18 protein-coding genes are annotated in these 19,211 nt (G+C 66.9%); 10 read left to right on the plus strand and 8 right to left on the minus strand.

Features of this window, described 5'->3' with window-relative positions; all coding sequences use genetic code 11:
* Window position 1: 1 nt before the first annotated feature.
* Both RDV64_RS13645 and RDV64_RS13650 read right to left on the minus strand, forming a co-directional pair.
* Window positions 2-880 (minus strand): alpha/beta hydrolase, encoded by an 879-nt coding sequence (locus RDV64_RS13645; protein WP_309195469.1) that lies wholly within the window; start codon window positions 878-880, stop codon window positions 2-4.
* Complete coding sequence (locus RDV64_RS13650) at window positions 877-2,601, minus strand: polyhydroxyalkanoate depolymerase (protein ID WP_309195470.1); 1,725 nt, start codon at window positions 2,599-2,601, stop codon at window positions 877-879. The genes RDV64_RS13645 and RDV64_RS13650 overlap by 4 nt, the downstream gene beginning before the upstream one ends.
* A 161-nt stretch (window positions 2,602-2,762) precedes the next feature.
* Here RDV64_RS13650 and RDV64_RS13655 point away from each other — a divergent pair, with 161 nt between their 5' ends.
* The 9 genes from RDV64_RS13655 (at window position 2,763) to RDV64_RS13695 (ending at window position 11,411) form a co-directional block, all read left to right on the plus strand.
* Window positions 2,763-4,052, plus strand: a complete 1,290-nt coding sequence (locus RDV64_RS13655; protein ID WP_309195471.1) for an ActS/PrrB/RegB family redox-sensitive histidine kinase — start codon at window positions 2,763-2,765, stop codon at window positions 4,050-4,052.
* A 92-nt stretch (window positions 4,053-4,144) separates the two neighbouring features.
* Complete coding sequence (locus RDV64_RS13660; RefSeq protein WP_375143748.1) at window positions 4,145-4,717, plus strand: ActR/PrrA/RegA family redox response regulator transcription factor; 573 nt, start codon at window positions 4,145-4,147, stop codon at window positions 4,715-4,717.
* Window positions 4,718-4,874: 157 nt separating this feature from the next.
* On the plus strand, window positions 4,875-6,092 hold the full coding sequence (gene chrA, locus RDV64_RS13665; protein WP_309195472.1) for a chromate efflux transporter: 1,218 nt from the start codon (window positions 4,875-4,877) through the stop codon (window positions 6,090-6,092).
* Window positions 6,093-6,296: 204 nt separating this feature from the next.
* A complete protein-coding gene (locus RDV64_RS13670; protein ID WP_309195473.1) occupies window positions 6,297-7,517 on the plus strand; it encodes an amino acid ABC transporter substrate-binding protein in 1,221 nt (406 codons plus the stop codon).
* A 53-nt stretch (window positions 7,518-7,570) separates the two neighbouring features.
* Window positions 7,571-8,119 carry a carboxymuconolactone decarboxylase family protein gene (locus RDV64_RS13675; RefSeq protein WP_309195474.1) on the plus strand — a complete coding sequence of 183 codons (549 nt, stop codon included), beginning with the start codon at window positions 7,571-7,573 and terminating at the stop codon, window positions 8,117-8,119.
* Window positions 8,120-8,127: 8 nt separating this feature from the next.
* Window positions 8,128-8,988: a branched-chain amino acid ABC transporter permease gene (locus tag RDV64_RS13680; RefSeq protein WP_309195475.1), complete on the plus strand. Its 861-nt coding sequence runs from the start codon at window positions 8,128-8,130 to the stop codon at window positions 8,986-8,988.
* Window positions 8,985-9,956: a branched-chain amino acid ABC transporter permease gene (locus RDV64_RS13685; RefSeq protein WP_309195476.1), complete on the plus strand. Its 972-nt coding sequence runs from the start codon at window positions 8,985-8,987 to the stop codon at window positions 9,954-9,956. Before RDV64_RS13680 ends, RDV64_RS13685 begins: the two co-directional genes overlap by 4 nt.
* Window positions 9,953-10,699: an ABC transporter ATP-binding protein gene (locus RDV64_RS13690; RefSeq protein ID WP_309195477.1), complete on the plus strand. Its 747-nt coding sequence runs from the start codon at window positions 9,953-9,955 to the stop codon at window positions 10,697-10,699. The genes RDV64_RS13685 and RDV64_RS13690 overlap by 4 nt, the downstream gene beginning before the upstream one ends.
* A gap of 1 nt (window position 10,700) precedes the next feature.
* Window positions 10,701-11,411, plus strand: coding sequence for an ABC transporter ATP-binding protein (locus RDV64_RS13695; RefSeq protein ID WP_309195478.1), 711 nt, complete (start codon window positions 10,701-10,703; stop codon window positions 11,409-11,411).
* Here RDV64_RS13695 and RDV64_RS13700 read toward each other — a convergent pair.
* Window positions 11,396-12,118, minus strand: coding sequence for a phosphoribosyltransferase (locus RDV64_RS13700; protein ID WP_309195479.1), 723 nt, complete (start codon window positions 12,116-12,118; stop codon window positions 11,396-11,398). The two genes, RDV64_RS13695 and RDV64_RS13700, sit on opposite strands and share 16 nt — an antisense overlap.
* Before the next feature lie 8 nt (window positions 12,119-12,126).
* Between RDV64_RS13700 and RDV64_RS13705 the strand changes: the two genes are divergently transcribed.
* Window positions 12,127-12,468: a Rieske (2Fe-2S) protein gene (locus RDV64_RS13705; protein WP_309195480.1), complete on the plus strand. Its 342-nt coding sequence runs from the start codon at window positions 12,127-12,129 to the stop codon at window positions 12,466-12,468.
* A 7-nt stretch (window positions 12,469-12,475) separates the two neighbouring features.
* On the opposite strand, the gene RDV64_RS13710 is transcribed toward RDV64_RS13705, so the two are convergent.
* The 5 genes from RDV64_RS13710 to RDV64_RS13730 are packed head-to-tail and all read right to left on the minus strand — an operon-like array spanning window position 12,476 to window position 19,101.
* Entirely contained in the window at window positions 12,476-13,582 is a 1,107-nt protein-coding gene (locus tag RDV64_RS13710) for a DUF1116 domain-containing protein (protein ID WP_309195481.1), read from the minus strand.
* A complete protein-coding gene (locus RDV64_RS13715; protein ID WP_309195482.1) occupies window positions 13,579-14,715 on the minus strand; it encodes a 2Fe-2S iron-sulfur cluster-binding protein in 1,137 nt (378 codons plus the stop codon). Before RDV64_RS13715 ends, RDV64_RS13710 begins: the two co-directional genes overlap by 4 nt.
* A complete protein-coding gene (locus RDV64_RS13720) occupies window positions 14,712-15,509 on the minus strand; it encodes an FAD binding domain-containing protein (protein WP_309195483.1) in 798 nt (265 codons plus the stop codon). The genes RDV64_RS13715 and RDV64_RS13720 overlap by 4 nt, the downstream gene beginning before the upstream one ends.
* The gene (locus tag RDV64_RS13725; protein ID WP_309195484.1) at window positions 15,506-17,851 is read right to left on the minus strand and encodes a xanthine dehydrogenase family protein molybdopterin-binding subunit; all 2,346 of its coding nucleotides are present in this window, start codon (window positions 17,849-17,851) and stop codon (window positions 15,506-15,508) included. The genes RDV64_RS13720 and RDV64_RS13725 overlap by 4 nt, the downstream gene beginning before the upstream one ends.
* Window positions 17,848-19,101 carry an amidohydrolase/deacetylase family metallohydrolase gene (locus tag RDV64_RS13730; protein ID WP_309195485.1) on the minus strand — a complete coding sequence of 418 codons (1,254 nt, stop codon included), beginning with the start codon at window positions 19,099-19,101 and terminating at the stop codon, window positions 17,848-17,850. The genes RDV64_RS13725 and RDV64_RS13730 overlap by 4 nt, the downstream gene beginning before the upstream one ends.
* Window positions 19,102-19,211 lie beyond the last annotated feature (110 nt).

The raw sequence follows: 19,211 nt of genomic DNA on the forward strand, positions 1-19,211 counted from the left end.
TTCAGCTCAGGAAGCCGAGGATCGCGGCGGCCGTCTCGGCCGGCGCTTCGCGCTGCGGAAAATGGCCGACCGAAGGCAGCACGGTGCGTGCGTAGAGGCCCGAAAACATCGCCTCGCGCCCTTCCGACGTTGCGGGGCCGTTGCAGGGGTCCGCGCCGCCGTGGATGACGAGGGTGGGGACGTGGATGGTGGGATCGGCGGCCTGTGCGCTGCGCAGCGCATCGTAGTGCGGGTCCGCGGTGGTGAAGCCCCAGCGCACGCGGTAGCTGTGCAGGACGATGGCGGCCCAGTCCGGGTTGTGGAACGCCTTGGCGGCTTGCGCGAAGGCGGCTTCGTCGTGCGGCACGTCCGGCATCCAGCTTTGCCAGAGATAGCGCGTGAAGGTCTCGCGGTCTTCGCGCACCAGCGCATCGCCGCGGGGCGTCGCCATCAGCCAGTGGTACCAATAATTCTGCATCTGCGGCAGCGACATGGCCTGCCCGGGCGCATTGGTGCCCCAGCCCACCGACAGGGCGATGGCATGGCTGAAAAGGTCCGGCCGCGCGTGGGAAGCGACGTAGACCGCGCGGGCTCCCCAGTCGTGTCCCACGGCAATTGCGGGGCCGTGGCCGAGCGCCTCCACGAGGTCGATCAGATCCTGGCCCAGAGCCTCCAGGTCTCCGGCGCGCGGCGTGTCGTTCGACAGGAAGCGCGTGTCACCAAAACCCCGCAGCGCGGGGCACAGCGTCCGGTATCCGGCCTGATGGAGGTGCGGCAGGACCCTGTTCCAGGTGGCTGGCGCGTCCGGCCAGCCGTGGAGGAGGAATATCGGCGTTCCATCCTCCGGACCGGCGCACTCGACCGCAATGTCGAGCCGCGGTGTGCGGACGGTGAGCCTCAATGGGTCGTGGGGCTCTGGTGCCGGGCCTTCTTCCGGTTGCCGCGGCCGCGGCGGTTGGACGACATGGCGACTTCGCCGAACGACACGGCGTCGGCTGCATCTTCGGCAAGCTCTGCCTCAGCTGCTTCCGCAGCCTCTTCGGCCATGGTGACGGCGGCTTCGGCTTCGTCCTCGGTCAGCGCGAGGGCGCTGTCCGTTGTGGTTGCAATGGTTTCGAGCGCGGTCTCGGTTGCGGCCTCAGCAACATCTTCGATCGGATCGGCAGCAGCAGTGGCCTCGGCCACTGCGTCGTCGGCCGCCGCCATGGTCTCAACCGCCGGCTCTGCGGCATCAACGGGGCCGGCTGGCAGGGTTGTATCGGCTGTTTCGGTCAGCGCTGCGGGGGTGAGGGTTTCGGCGGCGGGCGTTACAGCGCCGGTCTCGATGGCATCGGGGATCGGCGTCTCGTCTTCGGCCGCAGCGGCGGGGGCGGGCTTTGCAGCACCATCCACAGCGCCGTCCCACGTCGCGGCAAACTCGCTGATGCGGGGCGCGATCTCGCGGCGGAACCGTGAACCGTTGAACACGCCGTAGTGGCCGACGCCTTCCTGCTCGTAGTGCGCGTGGCGCTCTGCGGGAAGGTTCGGCGTCAGCGTGTGTGCAGCCTTGGTCTGGCCGATGCCGGAGATATCGTCGTTCTCACCCTCTACGGTGAAGATGGGCGTGCGCGTGATCTGCGACGGGTCCACCGGCGTACCGCGGTGCACCATCGTGCCGTTGGGCAGTGATTGCTTCAGGAACACGGTATCCACGGTCTGCAGGTAGAATTCTGCAGTAAGGTCCATGACGGAGAGATATTCGTCGTAGAACTCGCGGTGCTTTTCGGCACTGTCGCCATCGCCCTTCACCAGATCGTCGAAATAGTCGTAGTGGGCGCTCATGTGCCGGTCGAGGTTCATGGTCATGAACCCGGTGAGCTGCAGAAAGCCCGGATAGACCTTGCGCATCACGCCGGGGTGGGGGAACGGCACGGTCATCACCACATTGCTCTCGAACCAGTCGAGGTCATGCTTGGCGGCGTACTCGTTCACCTCGGTGGGGTTCTGGCGGGTGTCGATCGGGCCGCCCATGAGGGTGATGGACTTGGGCAGCGTCTCGTCGCCGCGCGCTTCCATGAGCGCGGTTGCCGCAAACACCGGCACCGCAGGCTGGCAGACCGCCACCATGTGCAGGTCACCGCGCATGAAAGCGGTGATCTCGATGATGTAGTCCACATAGTCCTCAAGGTCGAACGAGCCGGCGGCGAGCGGCACCATCCGCGCGTCCACCCAATCGGTGATGTAGACGTCGTTGGTTTGCAGGAGGGCCGCAACCGTGCCGCGCAGCAGGGATGAATAGTGGCCGGACATGGGCGCCACGATCACGATGGCCGGCTGCCGGGGTGCGCCCACCGGACGCATACGCTTGAAGTGAAGAAGGTTGCAGAAGGGGCGGGACCAGACCACCTCTTCGATTACCGGCACGTCCACGCCATCCACCACAACGCTGTCGATGCCGAAATCGGGTTTGCCGTAGCGGCGCGTCATCCGTTCGAACAGATCGCCGGCAGCAACCATCTGGCGGCCCCACTCGGTGTGGGTCATCGGATTGAGCGGGTTCTTGTAATAAAGCCGGACAGCGTCGTTCAAAGCACGCGCAGGGCTGAGGAAAGCGTGGTTCCATTCATAGAACTGATAGTACATGAGACCTCTGGCGTGACACGTGGACGGATTTTATCGATGTGCTGCACCGCAACATATCGCGCTGTTGGTGCACAAAGGCAAGTGCAGCGCGTTTCCAATTCTAGGTTGCGCCCGTCGAATACCGGCATTCGTAATCGTTCAATGCGCAAGGAAGCATGCCAATGCCATTGAGCCAGACGCACCTCATCCAGCTGGAAACGCGCGTTGTGCGGGTGCGCACACTGCTCTTCCTGCGCTGGATCGCCATTCTGGGCCAGCTGGGCGCCATCCTCTTCGTCTCGTTCGTGCTGGGGTTCGAGCTGCCGACAGCGCCGTGCCTCGGGCTGGTCGCGCTGTCGGCGTGGTCAAACGTCTTTCTGCGGGTCAAGTTCGCCGACGATCGCCGCATGCCGGAAGAGTGGACCAACGGCGTCATGACGTTCGACGTTCTGCAGCTCGGCGCCCAGCTGATGCTCACCGGCGGGCTCACCAACCCGTTTGCCTTCCTCATCATTGCGCCGGTGATGGTGTCGGCAACCACGCTGTCGGCCAACCGCACGCTGACCTTGTGGGCGATCGTCTTTCTCGTCTCGACCATGCTTGCGGTGGTCTACATGCCGCTCCCCTGGTACGCCGGCGAAGCGTTCAACCCGCCGTTCCTTTTTGTGGGCGGGGTGTGGCTGGCGCTGGTGTGCAGCCTCTCGTTCATGGGCTTTTACGCGTACCGGGTGGCAGAAGAGCGCCGCCAGCTCGTGAACGCGCTGACCGCAACGGAGCTGGTCCTCAACCGCGAGCAGAATCTGCAGGCGCTGGACGGGCTGGCAGCGGCCGCTGCCCACGAACTGGGCACCCCGCTTGCCACAATATCGGTGGTGACGCGGGAGCTGGAGCGCGAGCTGGAACCGGACTCCCCCATCGGCGACGACATCCGCCTTCTGCGCTCGCAATCGGAGCGGTGCCGCAACATTCTGGGCAAACTCAAGAATCTGCGCGAGGATGGTGAGAGCCCGCTGGTGCGCCACAGCGTCCACACGCTGCTGGAAGAGGTGGTCGGCCCGCACCGCGACAAGGGCATTGCTGTCCGTCTCGACGTGCTGGGCCTCGACGAAGACGAGAACAAGCCGATCATCTGGCGCAATCCGGCCATCCACTACGGGCTCGGCAACCTCGTTGAAAACGCGGTGGAATTTGCCCGCAGCGCCGTTTCGGTCACGGCGGACTGGAACCAAGACGCGGTTCAGATCGTTATTGCCGACGATGGGCCGGGTTTCCCCGATGATGTCCTCGACCGGATCGGCGACCCGTTCGTCAGCCGTCGGCGCACCCAGGACAAGGCCGGCGGTCTCGGGCTTGGCATCTTCATTGCCAAGACGCTCCTGGAGCGCACAGGCGCATCAGTGGTGTTCGAGAATGACGAAGGCGCCATCACCAGCGTGACGTGGCCGCGGGATGCTCTCTCGCGCGAGCGGTAGATTGTGCGCGACCTAACATTACAAGTTGGCAATAACGCGCGACGCTGGCGCGAACACCCCTATATGATTTCTAAACAGATTGAGGGGGCGTTATGATGAGTATTGCAGAACAGGCTCAGCCCGCAGAGACCATGCCGATGGGTTCCGGCAGGCTGCTGATCGTCGATGACGACGCTGCTTTCGGCCAGCGCCTCGCAAGGGCAATGGAAAAGCGCGGGTTCGAGACCGAGGTGGCCGACAGCGCTGCGTCTGCAGCCGCCGAGGTCGACCGCAATCCGCCGGACTTTGCCGTGGTCGACATGCGCCTTGGCGACGGGAACGGCATTGAAGTGGTCGAGCGGCTGCGCAAGCGCAAACCCGAAGCGCGCGCCATCATCCTCACGGGCTACGGCAACATTGCGACTGCCGTCACCGCGGTGAAGATCGGCGCGGTGGACTATCTCGCCAAGCCCGCCGATGCGGACGATGTGTTCGCCGCGCTCACCCGCGAAGCTGACGATCACCCCGCACCGCCGGAAAACCCCATGTCGGCCGACCGGGTCCGCTGGGAGCATATTCAGCGCGTTTACGAAATGTGCGACCGCAACGTGTCGGAGACCGCGCGGCGCCTCAACATGCACCGCCGGACGCTCCAGCGCATTCTGGCCAAGCGCGCCCCGCGCTGACCGGCCGCGCGCTCGCCGCGCTGCCACCCTGAGACACAAAAGCCGGGCTGGCCCATCGGGGCCGGTCCGGTTTTTTTTTGTTCGGTGACGCGGGTGCGCCTGAATGACATGTGAAGCGCGTTCGTCATCTTGCCGTCATGTTGCTTGGGGAAGAGCGATGCGGGGGCACATGATGGACAGGCAGACCAGCGGCATGCGGACAAGGGAAGGCACGGCGCGCGAGGTCTTCTTCGCGTTTTTGCCGCTGGGCTTCACGGCGTTTGGCGGGCCGGTGGCGCATCTGGGCTTTTTTCGCACGGCGTTCGTTGCGCGGCTTGGATGGCTGAGCGATGCCGCCTACGCCGATCTTGTCGCGCTTTGCCAGTTTTTGCCGGGGCCTGCCTCCAGCCAGGTGGGCATGGCGCTGGGTCTGCGCCGTGCCGGGCTGCCCGGCCTGTTGTGTGCGTGGCTTGCCTTCACGCTGCCGTCGGCCCTGGCGCTTGGGGCCTTCGGGCTCTTCTTGTCCCGCAGCGGGCTTGATCTTGCGGGTGCGGGGTGGATTGCCGGCCTCAAGGCCGCGGCGGTGGCAGTGGTGGCCAATGCGCTTCTCGGCATGGCGGGCACGCTGGCGGCCACGCGGGCGCGCGCGACCATTGCCGCTTTGGCCGCCATTGCGGTTCTGCTGACGCCCTGGCCGGCCGCAACGCAGCTCGCCGTCATCCTCGCCGGGGGTGTGGCCGGGCTGCTTCTCGGCGGCGTTGCGGCGCCGGCGGATGCCGAGGCTGTGCCGCCGCGGACCGTGAGCCGACCCATCGGCATCGGTGCGCTGGTTCTGTTCGTGCTGCTGCTTGCGGCATTGCCGGTTCTCCAGTCATTCGGCGGCGGGGCGGACCTGTTTGCGCGGGTGGCGCGGGCCGGAGCGCTGGTATTCGGCGGCGGCCACGTCGTCCTCCCCCTCCTCGAAGGGGAGCTTCACGCCATGGTGGGTGAGGGGGCCTTCCTCGCCGGATATGGGGCAGCGCAGGCTGTGCCCGGGCCACTTTTCACGTTTGCCGCTTATCTGGGCGCCGTTGCCTCACCTTTTGGCGGTGCGGCCGGGGCGGCGGTGGCGCTGGTTGCCATCTTCCTGCCCGGCGCGCTGCTGGTGGTCGGCGTCATGCCGTTCTGGGAGGATCTGCGGCGCAGTGCGTTGGCCCTTCGCGCGCTGGCGGGGGTCAACGCTGCCGTTGTCGGCCTTCTCGCGGCAGTCTTCTACGATCCTGTATTTTTGCGCGGTGTGCCGGATCAGACGTCCCTTGTGGTCGCCATTGCCGCGTTCTGCGCACTTCGCTTCTGGGCAGTGGCGCCATGGGCTGTGGTGCTGTGCGCCGGTGCTGCCGGCTGGGCAATTCTCTAGGCTTTCTGCGGCAAGAATTGTAAAAAACATCAGCGTTTACAAGGCTACGCGAAAAAAGACGTAACCACCACAATTGGCATTACGACTATTGGCACGAACGTTGCTGCCGAAATCCAGCAACCGGCCGTGGCGCGGGTGACTGACATCACCTGCGAAGCGGTCTCTTTCACGGACTCAAGACCCGTGCCAACGGAAGGGAGCCACATGACCTCGATTGCAATTGCCAAAGTTGCCCGCCGCGCCGCTCTCGGCGCTCTCCTTGCTGCCACCAGCCTCACCCCCGCGCTTGCGCAGGACGAAGACGGCGTCCTGAAGATCGGCGCTCCGCTCGCGCTCACCGGCGGCCTCGCCGACGAGGGCAAGAAGCAGGAAGACGTCTGGAACCTGTGGGCCGAGAAGGCCAACGCCGCAGGCGGCGTCGAGGTCGGCGGCCAGACGCTGCCTGTCGAGTTCGTGGAGTACGACTACCAGACCGAAGGCAACCGCGCCGGCCAGCTCGCCGAGCGCCTCATCACCGAGGACAATGTCGACGTCCTGATGGCCCCCTTCGGCTCGGGCCACACCAAGATCATCGCCGCCGTCGCCGAGCGCTACCAGGTGCCGCTGATCGCCTGCGTCGCGTCCTCCACCTCGGTCTACGACCAGGGCTTCCAGTACCTTTTCGGAACGCTCGCCCCCAACACCGGCATGACCGAGTCGATGGTCGCCTACTTCAAGGAGAAGATGCCGGACATCTCCAAGGTCGCGATCCTCGGCCGTGACGACGTGTTCCCCAAATCCATGGCAACCGCCCTTGCCGCATCCGCTGAATCGGCCGGCCTCGACGTCGTCTACAACGAGCTCTACGCCGTCGGCACGCTCGACCATGCCACCGCCATCTCCGCCATCAAGGGCGCAGAGCCGGACTGGATCTACATGACCGGCTACACGCAGGACCTGATCCTCGGCCGCAAGCAGATGCAGGACCTTGGCGTCACCGCACCGATCATCACCATGGTGACGGGCCCCGCCTACAAGGAGTTCACCGAAGGCCTCGGCGAGCTGGCCGACGGCGTGACCAGCTCCACCTGGTGGCACCACGCGACCGCCTACGAGGACGCCACCGGCGTGTGGCCGACCACGGCAAGCTTCTATGAAGACTTCACCGCCAAGTTCGATACCGACCCGGACTATGTGCATGCCTCGTGCGCCGCAGCGGCCGACGTTCTCGTCAACGCCGTCAAGGAAGCCGGCTCCACCGACAAGCAGGCCGTCCGTGACGCACTCGCCGCCACCGACATCCTGACCTTCTACGGTCCGATCGACTTTGGCGACAACGGCATGAACCAGGGCCGCGAGATGCCGATCATCCAGGTGCAGGGCGAGGGCATCAAGGTTCTCTACCCCGCCAACATCGCCGACGCCGACCTCACCGCGGTCGAGTAATTCCGCACCGGGGCGCGCCTCAGGTGCGTCCCGGCCCCCAAACGGAGGTCGCCATGCCGCATTTCCCGTCCATGCCCGACGATGCGCTCGTCAAGGACATTTACCCCTTCAAGCCGGCCCTTTTCCGCGACTGGTGCAAGGTCGAGGAAGCGATCATGCGCGGCCCTTCCGCGTTTTCGCCCGGCGAGCGCGAGATGATGGGCGCCTACTGCTCCCGCCTCAACGACTGCACCTACTGCTACTCCTCGCACTCTGAAACGGCGATCCTCTTCGGCATCGACCCGCCGGTGTTCGAGGCGCTGATGGAAGGGGTCGACACCGCCCCCATCGACGAGAAGCTGAAGCCCGTCTTCCGCTACCTCAAGGTGCTCACGCTGGAGCCCTACAAGATCACGCAGACGCTCGCGAACGCCGTGTTCGATGCTGGCTGGAGTGAAGACGCGCTGCAGGAGGCGATCCTCGTCTGCTGCGCCTACGCCTTCATGAACCGCCTCGTCGACGGCCACGGCCTGCCGTCCGACCCCACTCTCTTCAAGGCCCGCGCCAAGCGGCACTTCGAGGAGGGCTACGTCGCCCAGTACGCCACAGAAACCACGGACTGATCCACCCCATGGATATTGCCCAGATTGTCGTCAACGGCGTCGTCCTCGGCGCCCTCTACGCCTGCATCGCGATCGGCTTTTCGCTGGTGTGGGGCGTTCTCAACATCATCAACATGCTGCACGGCAGCTTCATCATTCTGGGCGGGTACCTCACCTGGTTCGCCTACCAGTACATGGGCGTGAACCCGATCATCGTCCTGCCGTTCGTCGCCATCGCGCTCTACGGGCTCGGCTACGCGATCCAGTACATCTTCATCAACAAGGTGGTGACGGCGCCGGTCCTGACCACGCTGACGCTCACCTTCGGCCTCGACATGATCCTCTACAACCTGATGACGGTGACCTTCACCGCCACCCCGCGCCGCGTGACGCTGGACCTTGGCACGGTGGACCTCTTCGGCATCTTCATGCCGGTCGATCGCATCCTCGGCATGGCGCTGGCGCTTCTCCTCACCGGGCTCCTCTACGTGGTGATGCGCGGCTCCAAGATCGGCCGCGCCATTGTCGCCGTGCGCATGGACCGGCAGGCGGCGGCGCTGATGGGCATCCGCGTCAACCGCATCTACGCCATCACCTTCGGCATCGGCGCGTTGATGGCAGGTGCCGCGGGCGCGGTGTTCGCGATGGTGTTCCCCGTCACCACCAACCTGACCGGCGCGTTTCTCGGCAAGGCGTTTGTCGTTTGCGTGATCGGCGGGCTTGGCAGTGTGCCGGGTGCTCTGGTGGGCGGCATGGCGCTCGGCCTGATCGAGAGCTTTGCGGGCTACTTCTTCGGGCCGCAGCACGCCATCACGCTCGGCTTTGTCGTGATGCTGGTCCTCCTCCTCGTCCGTCCCACCGGCCTTGTCGGCGTGAAGGGGTACGAATGATGCCGGGTTCTCTCAAATACGTCATCTTTGCGGCCTGGGTCGCGCTGCTACTGGCCTCGCCCTTCCTCGGCGGCAACTACATCGTGCGTATCGCGATCTCCATCGCCATGTTCTCCGCACTCGCCCTGTCGTGGAATTTCATCGGCGGCTTCACCGGCTACCCCTCGTTTGCCACCGCCGCCTTCTACGGCCTCGGCTGTTACGCGGGCGCTCTGGTGCAGCGGGCGGGGATGCCGGCGGCCGTCGCATGGGTGTTTGCGGGGCTGTTCGTTGCCCTCTTCGCGCTGGCGCTGGGCGCGATCATCCTGCGCCTCAAGGGGCACTACTTTGCCATCGGCTCCATCGCCATCGTGGAGGTGACGCGGCTCGTCGTCTCGTCCTGGGGCAGCCTCACCGGCGGCGGCAACGGGCTCAACGTGCCGCTCCTTCAGGGCGGGCCGCAGTACGTGTCCATGCTGGTGCTTTACGTGATGGTCGGCGTGATGCTTCTCGCCTTCGCCGCCACCGTGCTGGTCGACCGCGGACGGCTCGGCTTCGGCCTCCGCTGCATCAACCAGAACGAGGACGCCGCCGACATGGTCGGCATCGACGTCACCCGCTACAAGATCGCAGCCTTCGGCCTCTCGGCGCTTTTCTGCGGCATTGTCGGCGCGGTTTACGCCTCCTGGGTCGGCTACATCGACCCGACGGATTCCTTCTCCATCCTGCTGACGGTGAAAGTGCCGGTGATTGCGATGTTGGGCGGGGCGGGCACTGTTCTCGGCCCCGTGCTCGGCGCCGGTGTGTTCGTGATTTTGGAGGAATATTTCTGGGCGAACTTCCTTGACTGGAACCGCGCGATCCTTGGCGGGATCATCGTGTTCCTGATCTTCTTCCTGCCCGGCGGCATCCTGCGGCTCGACTATCGCAAGACGCTGAAGCGCCTTTCCGGCAGCCGCAACATCGCGCCAAAGGAGACGCGGGCATGAGCATTCTGGAACTCGAGCACGTCTCCAAGGCGTTCGGCGGCATTCAGGCCACCAACGACGTCTCGTTCGGGCTGGAGGAGGGCGAGATCGTCGGCCTCATCGGTCCGAACGGGGCCGGCAAGACGACGCTCGTTAACCTCATCACCGGCGTTCACACCCCGTCGGCCGGCTCGATCCGCTTCGCTGGCGAGGACGTGACGCGCCAGCACCCCTTCCAGGCCGCCCGCCGGGGCCTTGCCCGCACGTTCCAGATCGTGCAGCCGTTTCCTGAAATGACGGTGGTGGAGAACGTCGCCGCCGGTGCCCTGTTCGGCGGCGGTGCGGCATCCAAGCGCGCCGCGATGGATCTGGCGCGCAAGGAGCTGGAGTTCGTCGGCCTTGGTGCGGTGGCGGACGAGCCCGCCTCGGCGCTGACGCTCCCCAACCGCAAGCGGCTGGAGCTCGCCAAGAGCCTTGCCATGAAGCCCAAGGTGCTGCTGCTGGACGAGGTCAATGCCGGCCTCAACGCCGCCGAGATCGACGGTGCGCTCGACCTCATCCGCGCCATCGCGGGGCGGGGCGTGACGATCCTCCTCATCGAGCATCTGATGAAGGTGGTCCTCTCCATCTCCCAGCGCATTCTGGTGCTCCACCATGGCGAGCTGATCGCATCCGGCGCGCCAAAGGCCGTGGTGGAAGACCCGGCCGTGATCGAAGCCTATCTCGGCGCCAAGTTCGCCGCCCGCTACAAGATGGAGGCCTGACGTGTCGCTTCTCGAAGTCAAGAATCTCGAGGCCGGTTACGGCGACGTGCAGGTGCTGTGGGACGTCTCGATCAGTGTCAAGCGTGGCGAGATCGCCTGCATCGTCGGGTCCAACGGCGCCGGCAAGACGACGCTCCTGCGCACCATCTCGGGTCTCGTTCAGCCCAAGGGCGGCAGCATCAGCTTCGATGGTGAGGACATCGGCGGCAAGACGCCCGACCATGTGCTCGGCCGCGGCATCGCCCACGTTCCGGAGGGCCGGCGCCTCTTCAAGGGCCTGTCCGTGCGCGACAACCTGATGCTCGGCGCCTATCTGCGCTCCGATCAGGACGGCATCGCCAAGGATCTGGAGCACGTCATGGACGTCTTCCCGATCCTGCGCGAGCGCCAGCACCAGGACGCCAGCACCCTGTCGGGCGGCGAGCAGCAGATGTGCGCCATCGGCCGGGGCATCCTCTCCCGCCCCGCGCTCCTGATGATCGACGAGCTTTCGCTCGGCCTCGCGCCGCGGCTGGTGGACCGCCTTGGCGAGGCGCTGATCGAGATCAACAAGGCGGGGCTCACCATCCTTCTCGTGGAGCAGGACGTGATGACCGCGTTCGAGATCGCAACCGAGGCCTTCGTGATCGAGACCGGCCGCACCACCATGTCCGGCACCACGGCGGATCTGGGGGACGACCCGAAGATCCGCGAAGCCTACATGGGGCTGTGATCGAGGCTGCCGGGGATCGGCGTCCAGCCGGTCTCCACGCGGGTGAAGATGGGCGAGGCGAAGGCGCTCTTCACCCGGTCCGGCATGGCGGGGTCGACTGTGGCCAGCGCATCGCGCCACGCCGTCCCCTGCCGCATCGCCACCACAATGCGCTCCGGCGCACAGCCGAGCTTGCCCAGAAGGTGCAGCACGGAGACCATCGTGCCGCCGGTGGAGATTGCGTCGTCCACCAGCACCACGCGCTTGCCTTCCAGCCGCGGCAGCGCGTTGGGATCGATGTAGACGCGCTTGCCGGCGCCGGGCGTGGTGATGGAGCGGACGGGCTCGGACAGCGCCTCGTCGTACCAGAACTTGCGCGAGTAGCCGAGCGGCACGTAGTTGGTGTGCCCGAGGCGGCGGGCCATCTCGGGCGCGAACACCAGCCCGAGGGTCGGCATCCCGACCACCACGTCGGCGCCGTCCGCATGGCCGGCCATGATGTCCGACAGCGCATCGTTGACGGCGAACGAGGCGTGGTTGGCAATCAGCGAGGCGACGGCGCGCTCCCCGTCCGGCACCATGCGGATGGGAAGAACGAGGATGCGACCGTCGGTCAGCCGTGCGGGGTAGCCGTACTGGAACGGCGGCTCGGCGTTTCCGGCGGGATCGTCGGCAGGGAGGATCTGTTGCCAGAAATCAGTGGTGGGGCGGGTGAAATGACCTGTCATGGGCGGCCGTGACGGCTCCTCTTTGGCAACAAGTGGCAACGCTGGACGCGTTCGGCACCGGCAATCTGGCCGATGTGGTCGTCGGACGCGAGCTTGTCGTGCTGGTGCGCCGCAAATCGGGCGTTGCCGCCTACCAGGGTCTTTGTCCGCACGAATATGCGCGCCTGTCCGAAGGCCGCTTCGAGACTGATGATGAAGGCGAGTGGCTGACCTGCTCGCGCCATCTCGCCCGCTTCCGGCTTTCGGATGGCGTTTGCCCGCGCGGCTGGCGCCTGCCGCCGCTGCGCCGCTACGCCGTCCGCGTGGAGGGCGAGGCGGTCTATCTCGCCGACCCGCTCACGCCGCTCTGAGCGCCGCTCACGGCCATGGCGCGACGCCGCGGCCGATGAGGCCGTGCGTGCCGGTCTCCTCCACCATCCCCAGCATGATGCCGAGCGTTTTGCGCGGGCGCGTCAGGTCGAGACCCAGGGCCACGTCGTCCGGGAACGACGGGTGGCGGCCGATATAGGCCTCGTGCGCGGCGGGGGAGAGGAAGGCGGCGGGAAGGTCGGGAAGGTTGGCACGCAGCGCCGGTGCGAAGCGGAGAGCGGCAGCGCCAAAGCCGAGCGCGTCGATGACAGCACTATCGCCGATTGCGGGAAGGGGCGCGGTGCCCGCCGCATGGGGGCCTTCGGGTCGCTGTGCCGGCGCTGTCTGCCAACCGTCGCCGCTTGCGAGCTTCCAACCCACCTCGCGGCCATTGCCGCCGCACGCAACCACCATGTCGCTGTCCGCCACACCGTCGCCTGCGGCCAGCATCAGCGCGGATGCGGCCATCACGATGTTGAGTGCGAACTGGCCGGCGGCATCGAGGTAGGCTTCGCTTTCTGACGACAGGCCGGTGAAGTGCTGGCGGATCGCGGCCTGCATGGCGGCGACGTTGCCGTGGAGGTCGTCGCCATTGACGAGGGCATCGGCCATCAGCGGCAAAAGCGGAACGGGCGCCTGGAGGCCGTGTGCAAGATCGGCGCCGATCCCGTCGGTGACGCTTTTCACCAGCGCCAGACCGTCCGCGCTGTCTCTGCCGAAGCGCAGCGCGATGGCGGGCGGGCCATCGTTGAGCGGCGAGACCTTTGCCGGTGCCTTGCCGTCAGCGTCCGTCACTTCCACGGCGAACATCGAGGGGCCGGCGACAAAGGCCAGCGGCGTCACGATGCCGAAATCCTGCGCCGGGGCGAAGTGGATCTCCTGCGCGGCGATGGCGGCCCATCCGGCCTCGCTCCACCCCTCGTGAGCGAGTGCTGCAGCGGCGGCATTGCGCACCGGCTGCGGCACATCGCCAAGCGACGCGAACGGCGGGCCTGCATGAAAGAGCGTGCGCGGCGGCAGGTGGGCAACGAGTTCGCCGATTGGTGCGATGCGGGCCAGCTGCGGGCGGGCCGCGCACAGCGCCGCATGGGATGCGCGGGTGGCGGTGCTGCTCATGCCTTGCGCCCGAACAGCCGCGCGAAAATGATGCGCAGGAATGAAAGGCCGCTGGCGGCGCGTTGCGGGGCCGGTGCGCTCTCGCCCCTGGCTCTGGCAGCGAGGGCATCGGCGGTATCGGCCAGAATGCTGTCGGCCAGCGCCTCCACCAGCGCCGGACGGCTGAACTGCGCCAGCGGCCCTTTGACGAGGTAGGTCATGTCGAGGTCGAGCCGGGTCGTGTCGCCGTCTGCGGCGGCGGCAAAGGCGAGTTCGCCTGACAGGCGCGTGCCGCTGAGCGGGTCCCGCCCGCGGCCGACAACCTTGCCGGTATGGTCCGCAGCGTCTGCGCAAAACAGTCCCGCCCCGCGGAAGGTTGCAGTGACCGGCCCGAGCGCCACCTTGTAGGCGCCGGCAAACGGCTCGCCTTTGCCGGCGCTTCCTTCGGGCGGCGTGCCGAGTTTTGCGCCGGGAATGCAGTCGGCGATGGCATCAAGGTCGGTCAGCACCGCCCAGACCTTTGCAAGCGGTGCCTCCACGGCAAGCGAGCGTGTGAGGCGCGTTCCGCCGGTGAGCGGCTCCATTTCTTCCAGCTGCGCGGCGGGTACTGCGGTGTCGGCCTTTGCCGTGCCCGTCGCCGCGAGGCTCGGTTTGGCGCGGCGCTGGCGGGGGAGGGGCTGGACCGCAGCAGGCGGCGGGCTCTCCGCCAGCACCGCCTCGATGGCCGCGACGATCCCGGCATAGCCGGTGCAGCGGCACAGGTTGCCGGAGAGTTCGCGGCGGATGGTGGCGGTGTCGGCATCCGGCAGGCGGCGCACGATGTCGTAGGCCGTCACCAGCATGCCGGGCGTGCAGTAGCCGCACTGGAGCGCATGGTGGGCGGAGAAGGATTGGCGCAGCTGCGCCATCAGCGCGTCGTCTTCGAAGCCCTCGATGGTGTGGACGGCGGCGCCTTCGCAGGCGGCGGCCAGCGTGATGCAGGAGCGCACCGGGCGGCCATCCACAAACACCGTGCAGGCGCCGCACACCCCCTGTTCGCAGCCAACGTGGGTGCCGGTCTTGTGGCACGTCTCGCGTACGAAGTCGGCAAGGTTGGTGCGCGGCTCGGCGGCCTCGGATACGGCATCGCCGTTGAGGGAGAGGGCGAGTTTCATCGTTGGTCCATCAGAGCGAGCGCGCGGGTGAGGGCGGTGACGTGGAGGGTCGGCACCTTGAGGTCCGGCACTGTGGCGGCGACGGCCTCTTCCGGCGACAGCGTGCCTTCGATGAGAGCGTCCACGTCTTCGATGAGCCGGGGCGCGCCGCCCAGCGCACCCAGCGCGGCACGGCGGCGGTTGTTGGCGGGATCGTCCAGCACGACCGCGCTGGCCTTGGCAAACTCGCCCACCTGCCGCGTGTACTTGTTGTAGCCGAAGCGGGCGTTTTCGCCGGGGCGGGGGATTTCCACCGCCACGATCAGTTCGCCCGGCGCCAGCGCCGTGGTGAACGGGCCGGTGAGAAAATCCTCCACCGGCAGCGTGCGGGCACCTGCGGGGCCGTCGATGTGAATGGTGGCGCCAAGGCCGGTGGTGACGATCGCCCAGTCCGCCGCGGGGTCGGCGTGGGCAAGGCTGCCGCCGATGGTGCCGCGGTTGCGCACGGCGCGGTGGGCGATGTTGCCGGCGGCGGCGCGCATCCAGCCGGGCGTCGGGTCGATGGCTTCGCCGTCCTCGATCTCGGCGTGGGTGATGGCGGCGCCAATCAGCACGGAGGTTGCGGTCTCGCGCACCTCGCGCAGCGCCGGAAGGTCGGCGATATCGACCAGCGCGCCGGGGCGCACGAGGCGCAGGTTCATCATCGGGCCGAGGGACTGGGTGCCCGCGGCGGGCTTTACGCCCTCGCCGGCGAGGGCGGCCTTGGCGGCGGCGAGGTCTTCGGCGCCGCCATAGTCGAACGGGGCGGGCTTCATGCGGCCACCTTCGGGCGGGCGGTGGCGATGGCCTCCAGCACGCGCTCCGGTGTCAGCGGCACGGATGCGACCTCGGCACCGATGCCGGAGAGGGCATCGTTGACGGCGTTGGCGATGGCCGCAGGGGAGCCGATGGCGCCGCTCTCGCCGATCCCCTTCTGGCCGTAGCGGCTGAGCGGAGATGGCGTCTCCATGTGGATGATGCGGATCGGCGGCACGTCGGCGGCGACGGGCAGGTGATAGTCGGCAAGCGTTGAGGCGAGGGGCTGGCCCGAACCGTCGTAATTCATTTCCTCGAAGAGGGCCGTGCCGATCCCCTGCACCGCGCCGCCATAGACCTGGCCGTCGACGATCATCGGGTTGATCATGGTGCCGGCGTCCTCGACGATCACGTAGTCATCGAGCCGGATGTCGCCGGTGTCGAGGTCCACCGTGGTGGTGACGGCGTGGCAGGCGTAGGAGAACGTGCCGGTGTCCTTCACCGTCTTGTAGCCCTCGGTGGCTTCGAGGCCGCGCGGGTCGACCCCGTCCGGCAACAGCTGCGGCGCGCGGTAGAAGGTGTGCGCAACCTCTTTCAGCGTCACTTCGGCATTGCCGGCACGGGCTACACCGTCCGAGACGATCACGTCCGCCACATCGGCCTGGAGGAGGTGCGCGGCGATGGCGGCAACCCGGTCGCGCAAGGCAGCGCATACGGTGGCGACGGCGCCGCCAGCCATAACGGCGCAGCGCGAGCCCCATGTGCCGGTGGAGTAGGGCGTCATCGCGGTGTCGCCGTGGACGAGGCGGACGCGGTCCGGCTCGATGCCCAGCTCCTGCCAAGCGATCTGCGACAGCGTGGTTTCCAGCCCCTGGCCGTGGCTGTGGACGCCGACGCGCAGCTCCAGCCCGCCATCGGGCGTGAAGCGGGCGGTGGCCTGCTCGAAGCCCGGCACCATCGGGATGCCCCAGCCGTGGTAGACGGAGGTGCCGTGCGCCCCCTGCTCGCAGAACACCGCAAGGCCGACGCCGGTTCGGGTGCGGCCGGTCTCTGCCTTCTGGCGGGCGCGGATGGCGGGGAGGTCGATGGCCTCCACCGCGCGCTTCAGGGCTTCGGGATAGTCGCCGCTGTCGAAGAACTTGTTGGTGATGTTGGTGAAGGGCATCTCGTCGGCGCGCACCAGGTTGCGGGCGCGGATCGCCTCCTGGCTCATGCCCAGCTCGCGCGCCAGCGCATCCAGCGTCAGCTCCATGGCGAAGCACACGCCGGTGCGGGCAACGCCGCGGAACGGCAGGATCGGCGGCTTGTTGGTGGCAACCGAAAACGTGCGGCAGCGATAGTGGGAGAGCTTGTAGGGGCCTGGGAGGATGCTCCCCACCTGCGCCGCCTCAAGGCAGGCCGAGAACGGGTAGCTGGAGTATGCGCCCGAATCGACGATGGCCTCGCATTCGAGGCTGAGAAGTTCGCCGTCGGCGGCTGCGGTGGCGGTGATCTCGTAATGGTGCTCGCGGCAGTTGGCGCCCGCGATGAGGTGTTCGCGGCGGTCTTCCAGCCAGCGGATCGGGCGGTCCAGCTTGATGGCGAGGTAGGCGGCGCAGACTTCTTCGGGGAGCAGGATACCCTTGTAGCCGAAGCCGCCGCCAACGTCGGGCGCGATCACGCGGATGCGCTCCTGCGGCATCCCGAGGCATTCGGCCAGCCCGTTGCGCACGATGTGCGGCATCTGGGTCGCTGAATAGAGCGTCAGCATTTCAAGGTTGCGATCCCACACCGCCAGACAGCCGCGGCCCTCGATGGGGGCCATGCACTGGCGCGCGGTGCGGTAGGTGCGCGTGACGGTGACGCTGCCCTCCGGGGCCGCCGGCCGCTCGCCGGTGTCGACCACGGATTCCAGAAACGCGTTTTCCTCCCAGCCTTCGTGGAGGAGGGGAGCGTCCTTGTCGCGGGCGCGCGTCATTTCGTGAACGGCGGGGAGTTCCTCGAAATCGATATCCACCTGTTCGGCAAGGTCTTCGGCCTCCGCTCTGGTGGGGGCGAGGCAGGCCGCCACGGTCTCGCCGACGTGGCGCACCTTGTCGAAGGCGAGGATCGGCTGGACGGAGGAGCGGAAGCCCGGCAGGCCCGAATCGGCGCGGATCCCGGTGACGCCCTCAAGATCGGCCGCGACGAAGGCGAGGCCCTCGGGCTTTTGCGCGCCGCGGATGCGGCCGTGCGCCAGCGGGCTGCGCACGAACGCCATTTCCAGCATGTCGGCCATCCGCATGTCGCCGATATACCTGCCACGACCGCGCAAAAAGCGGTCGTCTTCCTTGCGCAGGAGCGAGGCGCCGACACCGCGGCCGGCGTGAGGCTTCGTCGTCACGCTGCGATGGCGTCCGGCACGAGGGGGCTGTCGACGTCGAACCGCTCGCCGTCCTTCAGGCACAGGATCGGGCGGACGAGCAGGTCGCTGACGACCTCCTCGCCGGAGTTGTCCATCAGCTTGAACTTGCCTTCCTCGATCTTGAGGAGGCTGATGTCCGCAACGCGGCCCACTTCCAGCGAGCCGATCTCGTCCGACATGCCAATGAGTTCGGCGGGGTTTTTCGTGACCATCGCGACCACCGTTTCCAGCGGGATACCGAGATAAAGAAGCTCGGTCATCGCGATGGTGAGGTTGAACGGGGCAACGCCGAAGAACGGGCTTTCGGCGCGGGAGCCGTCCTCGCTCGCCTCGGGCACTTTCACGTTGTAGCCGTGCATGTCGGCGCCGAGCGTGTAGGGGATAATCCCCGCGCCAATCACCTTGCGCGCCACTGCGAACGAGAAGTGCGAGCCATGGCCGACGTCGGTGCGCACGCCCTTCTGCTTGACCGCTTCCAGAATGATGGGGTGGATTTCGCCGGCATCGTTCACGTATCCGCCGGGGTGACGGGTGAACGGGTGGGCCATCACGTCGCCGGCATCCATGATCGGCACCAGCTCGCGGATCAGCTCGTCGGCGTCAGGGATCTCGGCGCTGTCGGCGGTGGGCCAGAGCTGGCCGAGGTGGATGTAGAGCGGCACGCCCACTTCGTTGGCGATCTTCTTGCCGATCTTGATGACATCCATGCCCCAGCGGGACTGGCCGCCGATCTCGGCATGCGCCTTGATGCCGCGCACGATGTCGCGGTTTTCCTTGGCGACGCGGATGGTGTGCTCGGCGTTGACGCCGATGGGGCCGTAAAGGTCCGGGTAGAGGTGGCCTTCGAGACCGCCGACCAGATAGGCGGAGATGAAGCACAGGACGCGGGTCTTGGCCGGCTCGCTGACATAGTGGCGGAAGCCGCCGATGGTCATGCAGCTGGGGCCGCCCTGGTCGATGATGGTGGTGACGGCGGAGCGCACGCCCACCATGTCCGCGTCGAGGCCGAACTTGCCCGTGACGTACTGGTAGACGTGGCCGTGGGTGTCGATCATGCCGGGGGTGACGATGTGGCCCGTCGCGTCGATGATTTCCCTGGCCTCGACGGTGGAGAGGTTGGGCGCGATGTCGGCGATCTTGCCGTCTTTTACGGCAACGTCGAAGCGGCCGTTGCGGCCGGCTGCGGGGTCGATCAGCGTCCCGCCGCGGATCAGAGTGTCAACCTGCACGCCATGCTCCTTCGTGTGTTCGTCGCCGCCAACCCGCTGCTTTCGCGTGTTGCCCTGCGGCTGATCCGAAATGGTCGTAATGCCAATAGTGATATGTACACATAATAGTT

This window comes from Acuticoccus sp. MNP-M23 (genome assembly GCF_031195445.1).
Lineage (GTDB): Bacteria > Pseudomonadota > Alphaproteobacteria > Rhizobiales > Amorphaceae > Acuticoccus.

Coding starts and splice junctions, on each gene's coding strand:
- RDV64_RS13650 (WP_309195470.1), bottom strand. CDS start 2,601: ATGTACTATCAGTTCTATGAATGGAACCACGCTTTCCTCAGCCCTGCG.
- RDV64_RS13655 (WP_309195471.1), top strand. CDS start 2,763: ATGCCATTGAGCCAGACGCACCTCATCCAGCTGGAAACGCGCGTTGTG.
- RDV64_RS13660 (WP_375143748.1), top strand. CDS start 4,145: ATGATGAGTATTGCAGAACAGGCTCAGCCCGCAGAGACCATGCCGATG.
- chrA (WP_309195472.1), top strand. CDS start 4,875: ATGCGGGGGCACATGATGGACAGGCAGACCAGCGGCATGCGGACAAGG.
- RDV64_RS13670 (WP_309195473.1), top strand. CDS start 6,297: ATGACCTCGATTGCAATTGCCAAAGTTGCCCGCCGCGCCGCTCTCGGC.
- RDV64_RS13675 (WP_309195474.1), top strand. CDS start 7,571: ATGCCGCATTTCCCGTCCATGCCCGACGATGCGCTCGTCAAGGACATT.
- RDV64_RS13680 (WP_309195475.1), top strand. CDS start 8,128: ATGGATATTGCCCAGATTGTCGTCAACGGCGTCGTCCTCGGCGCCCTC.
- RDV64_RS13685 (WP_309195476.1), top strand. CDS start 8,985: ATGATGCCGGGTTCTCTCAAATACGTCATCTTTGCGGCCTGGGTCGCG.
- RDV64_RS13690 (WP_309195477.1), top strand. CDS start 9,953: ATGAGCATTCTGGAACTCGAGCACGTCTCCAAGGCGTTCGGCGGCATT.
- RDV64_RS13700 (WP_309195479.1), bottom strand. CDS start 12,118: ATGACAGGTCATTTCACCCGCCCCACCACTGATTTCTGGCAACAGATC.
- RDV64_RS13710 (WP_309195481.1), bottom strand. CDS start 13,582: ATGAGCAGCACCGCCACCCGCGCATCCCATGCGGCGCTGTGCGCGGCC.
- RDV64_RS13715 (WP_309195482.1), bottom strand. CDS start 14,715: ATGAAACTCGCCCTCTCCCTCAACGGCGATGCCGTATCCGAGGCCGCC.
- RDV64_RS13720 (WP_309195483.1), bottom strand. CDS start 15,509: ATGAAGCCCGCCCCGTTCGACTATGGCGGCGCCGAAGACCTCGCCGCC.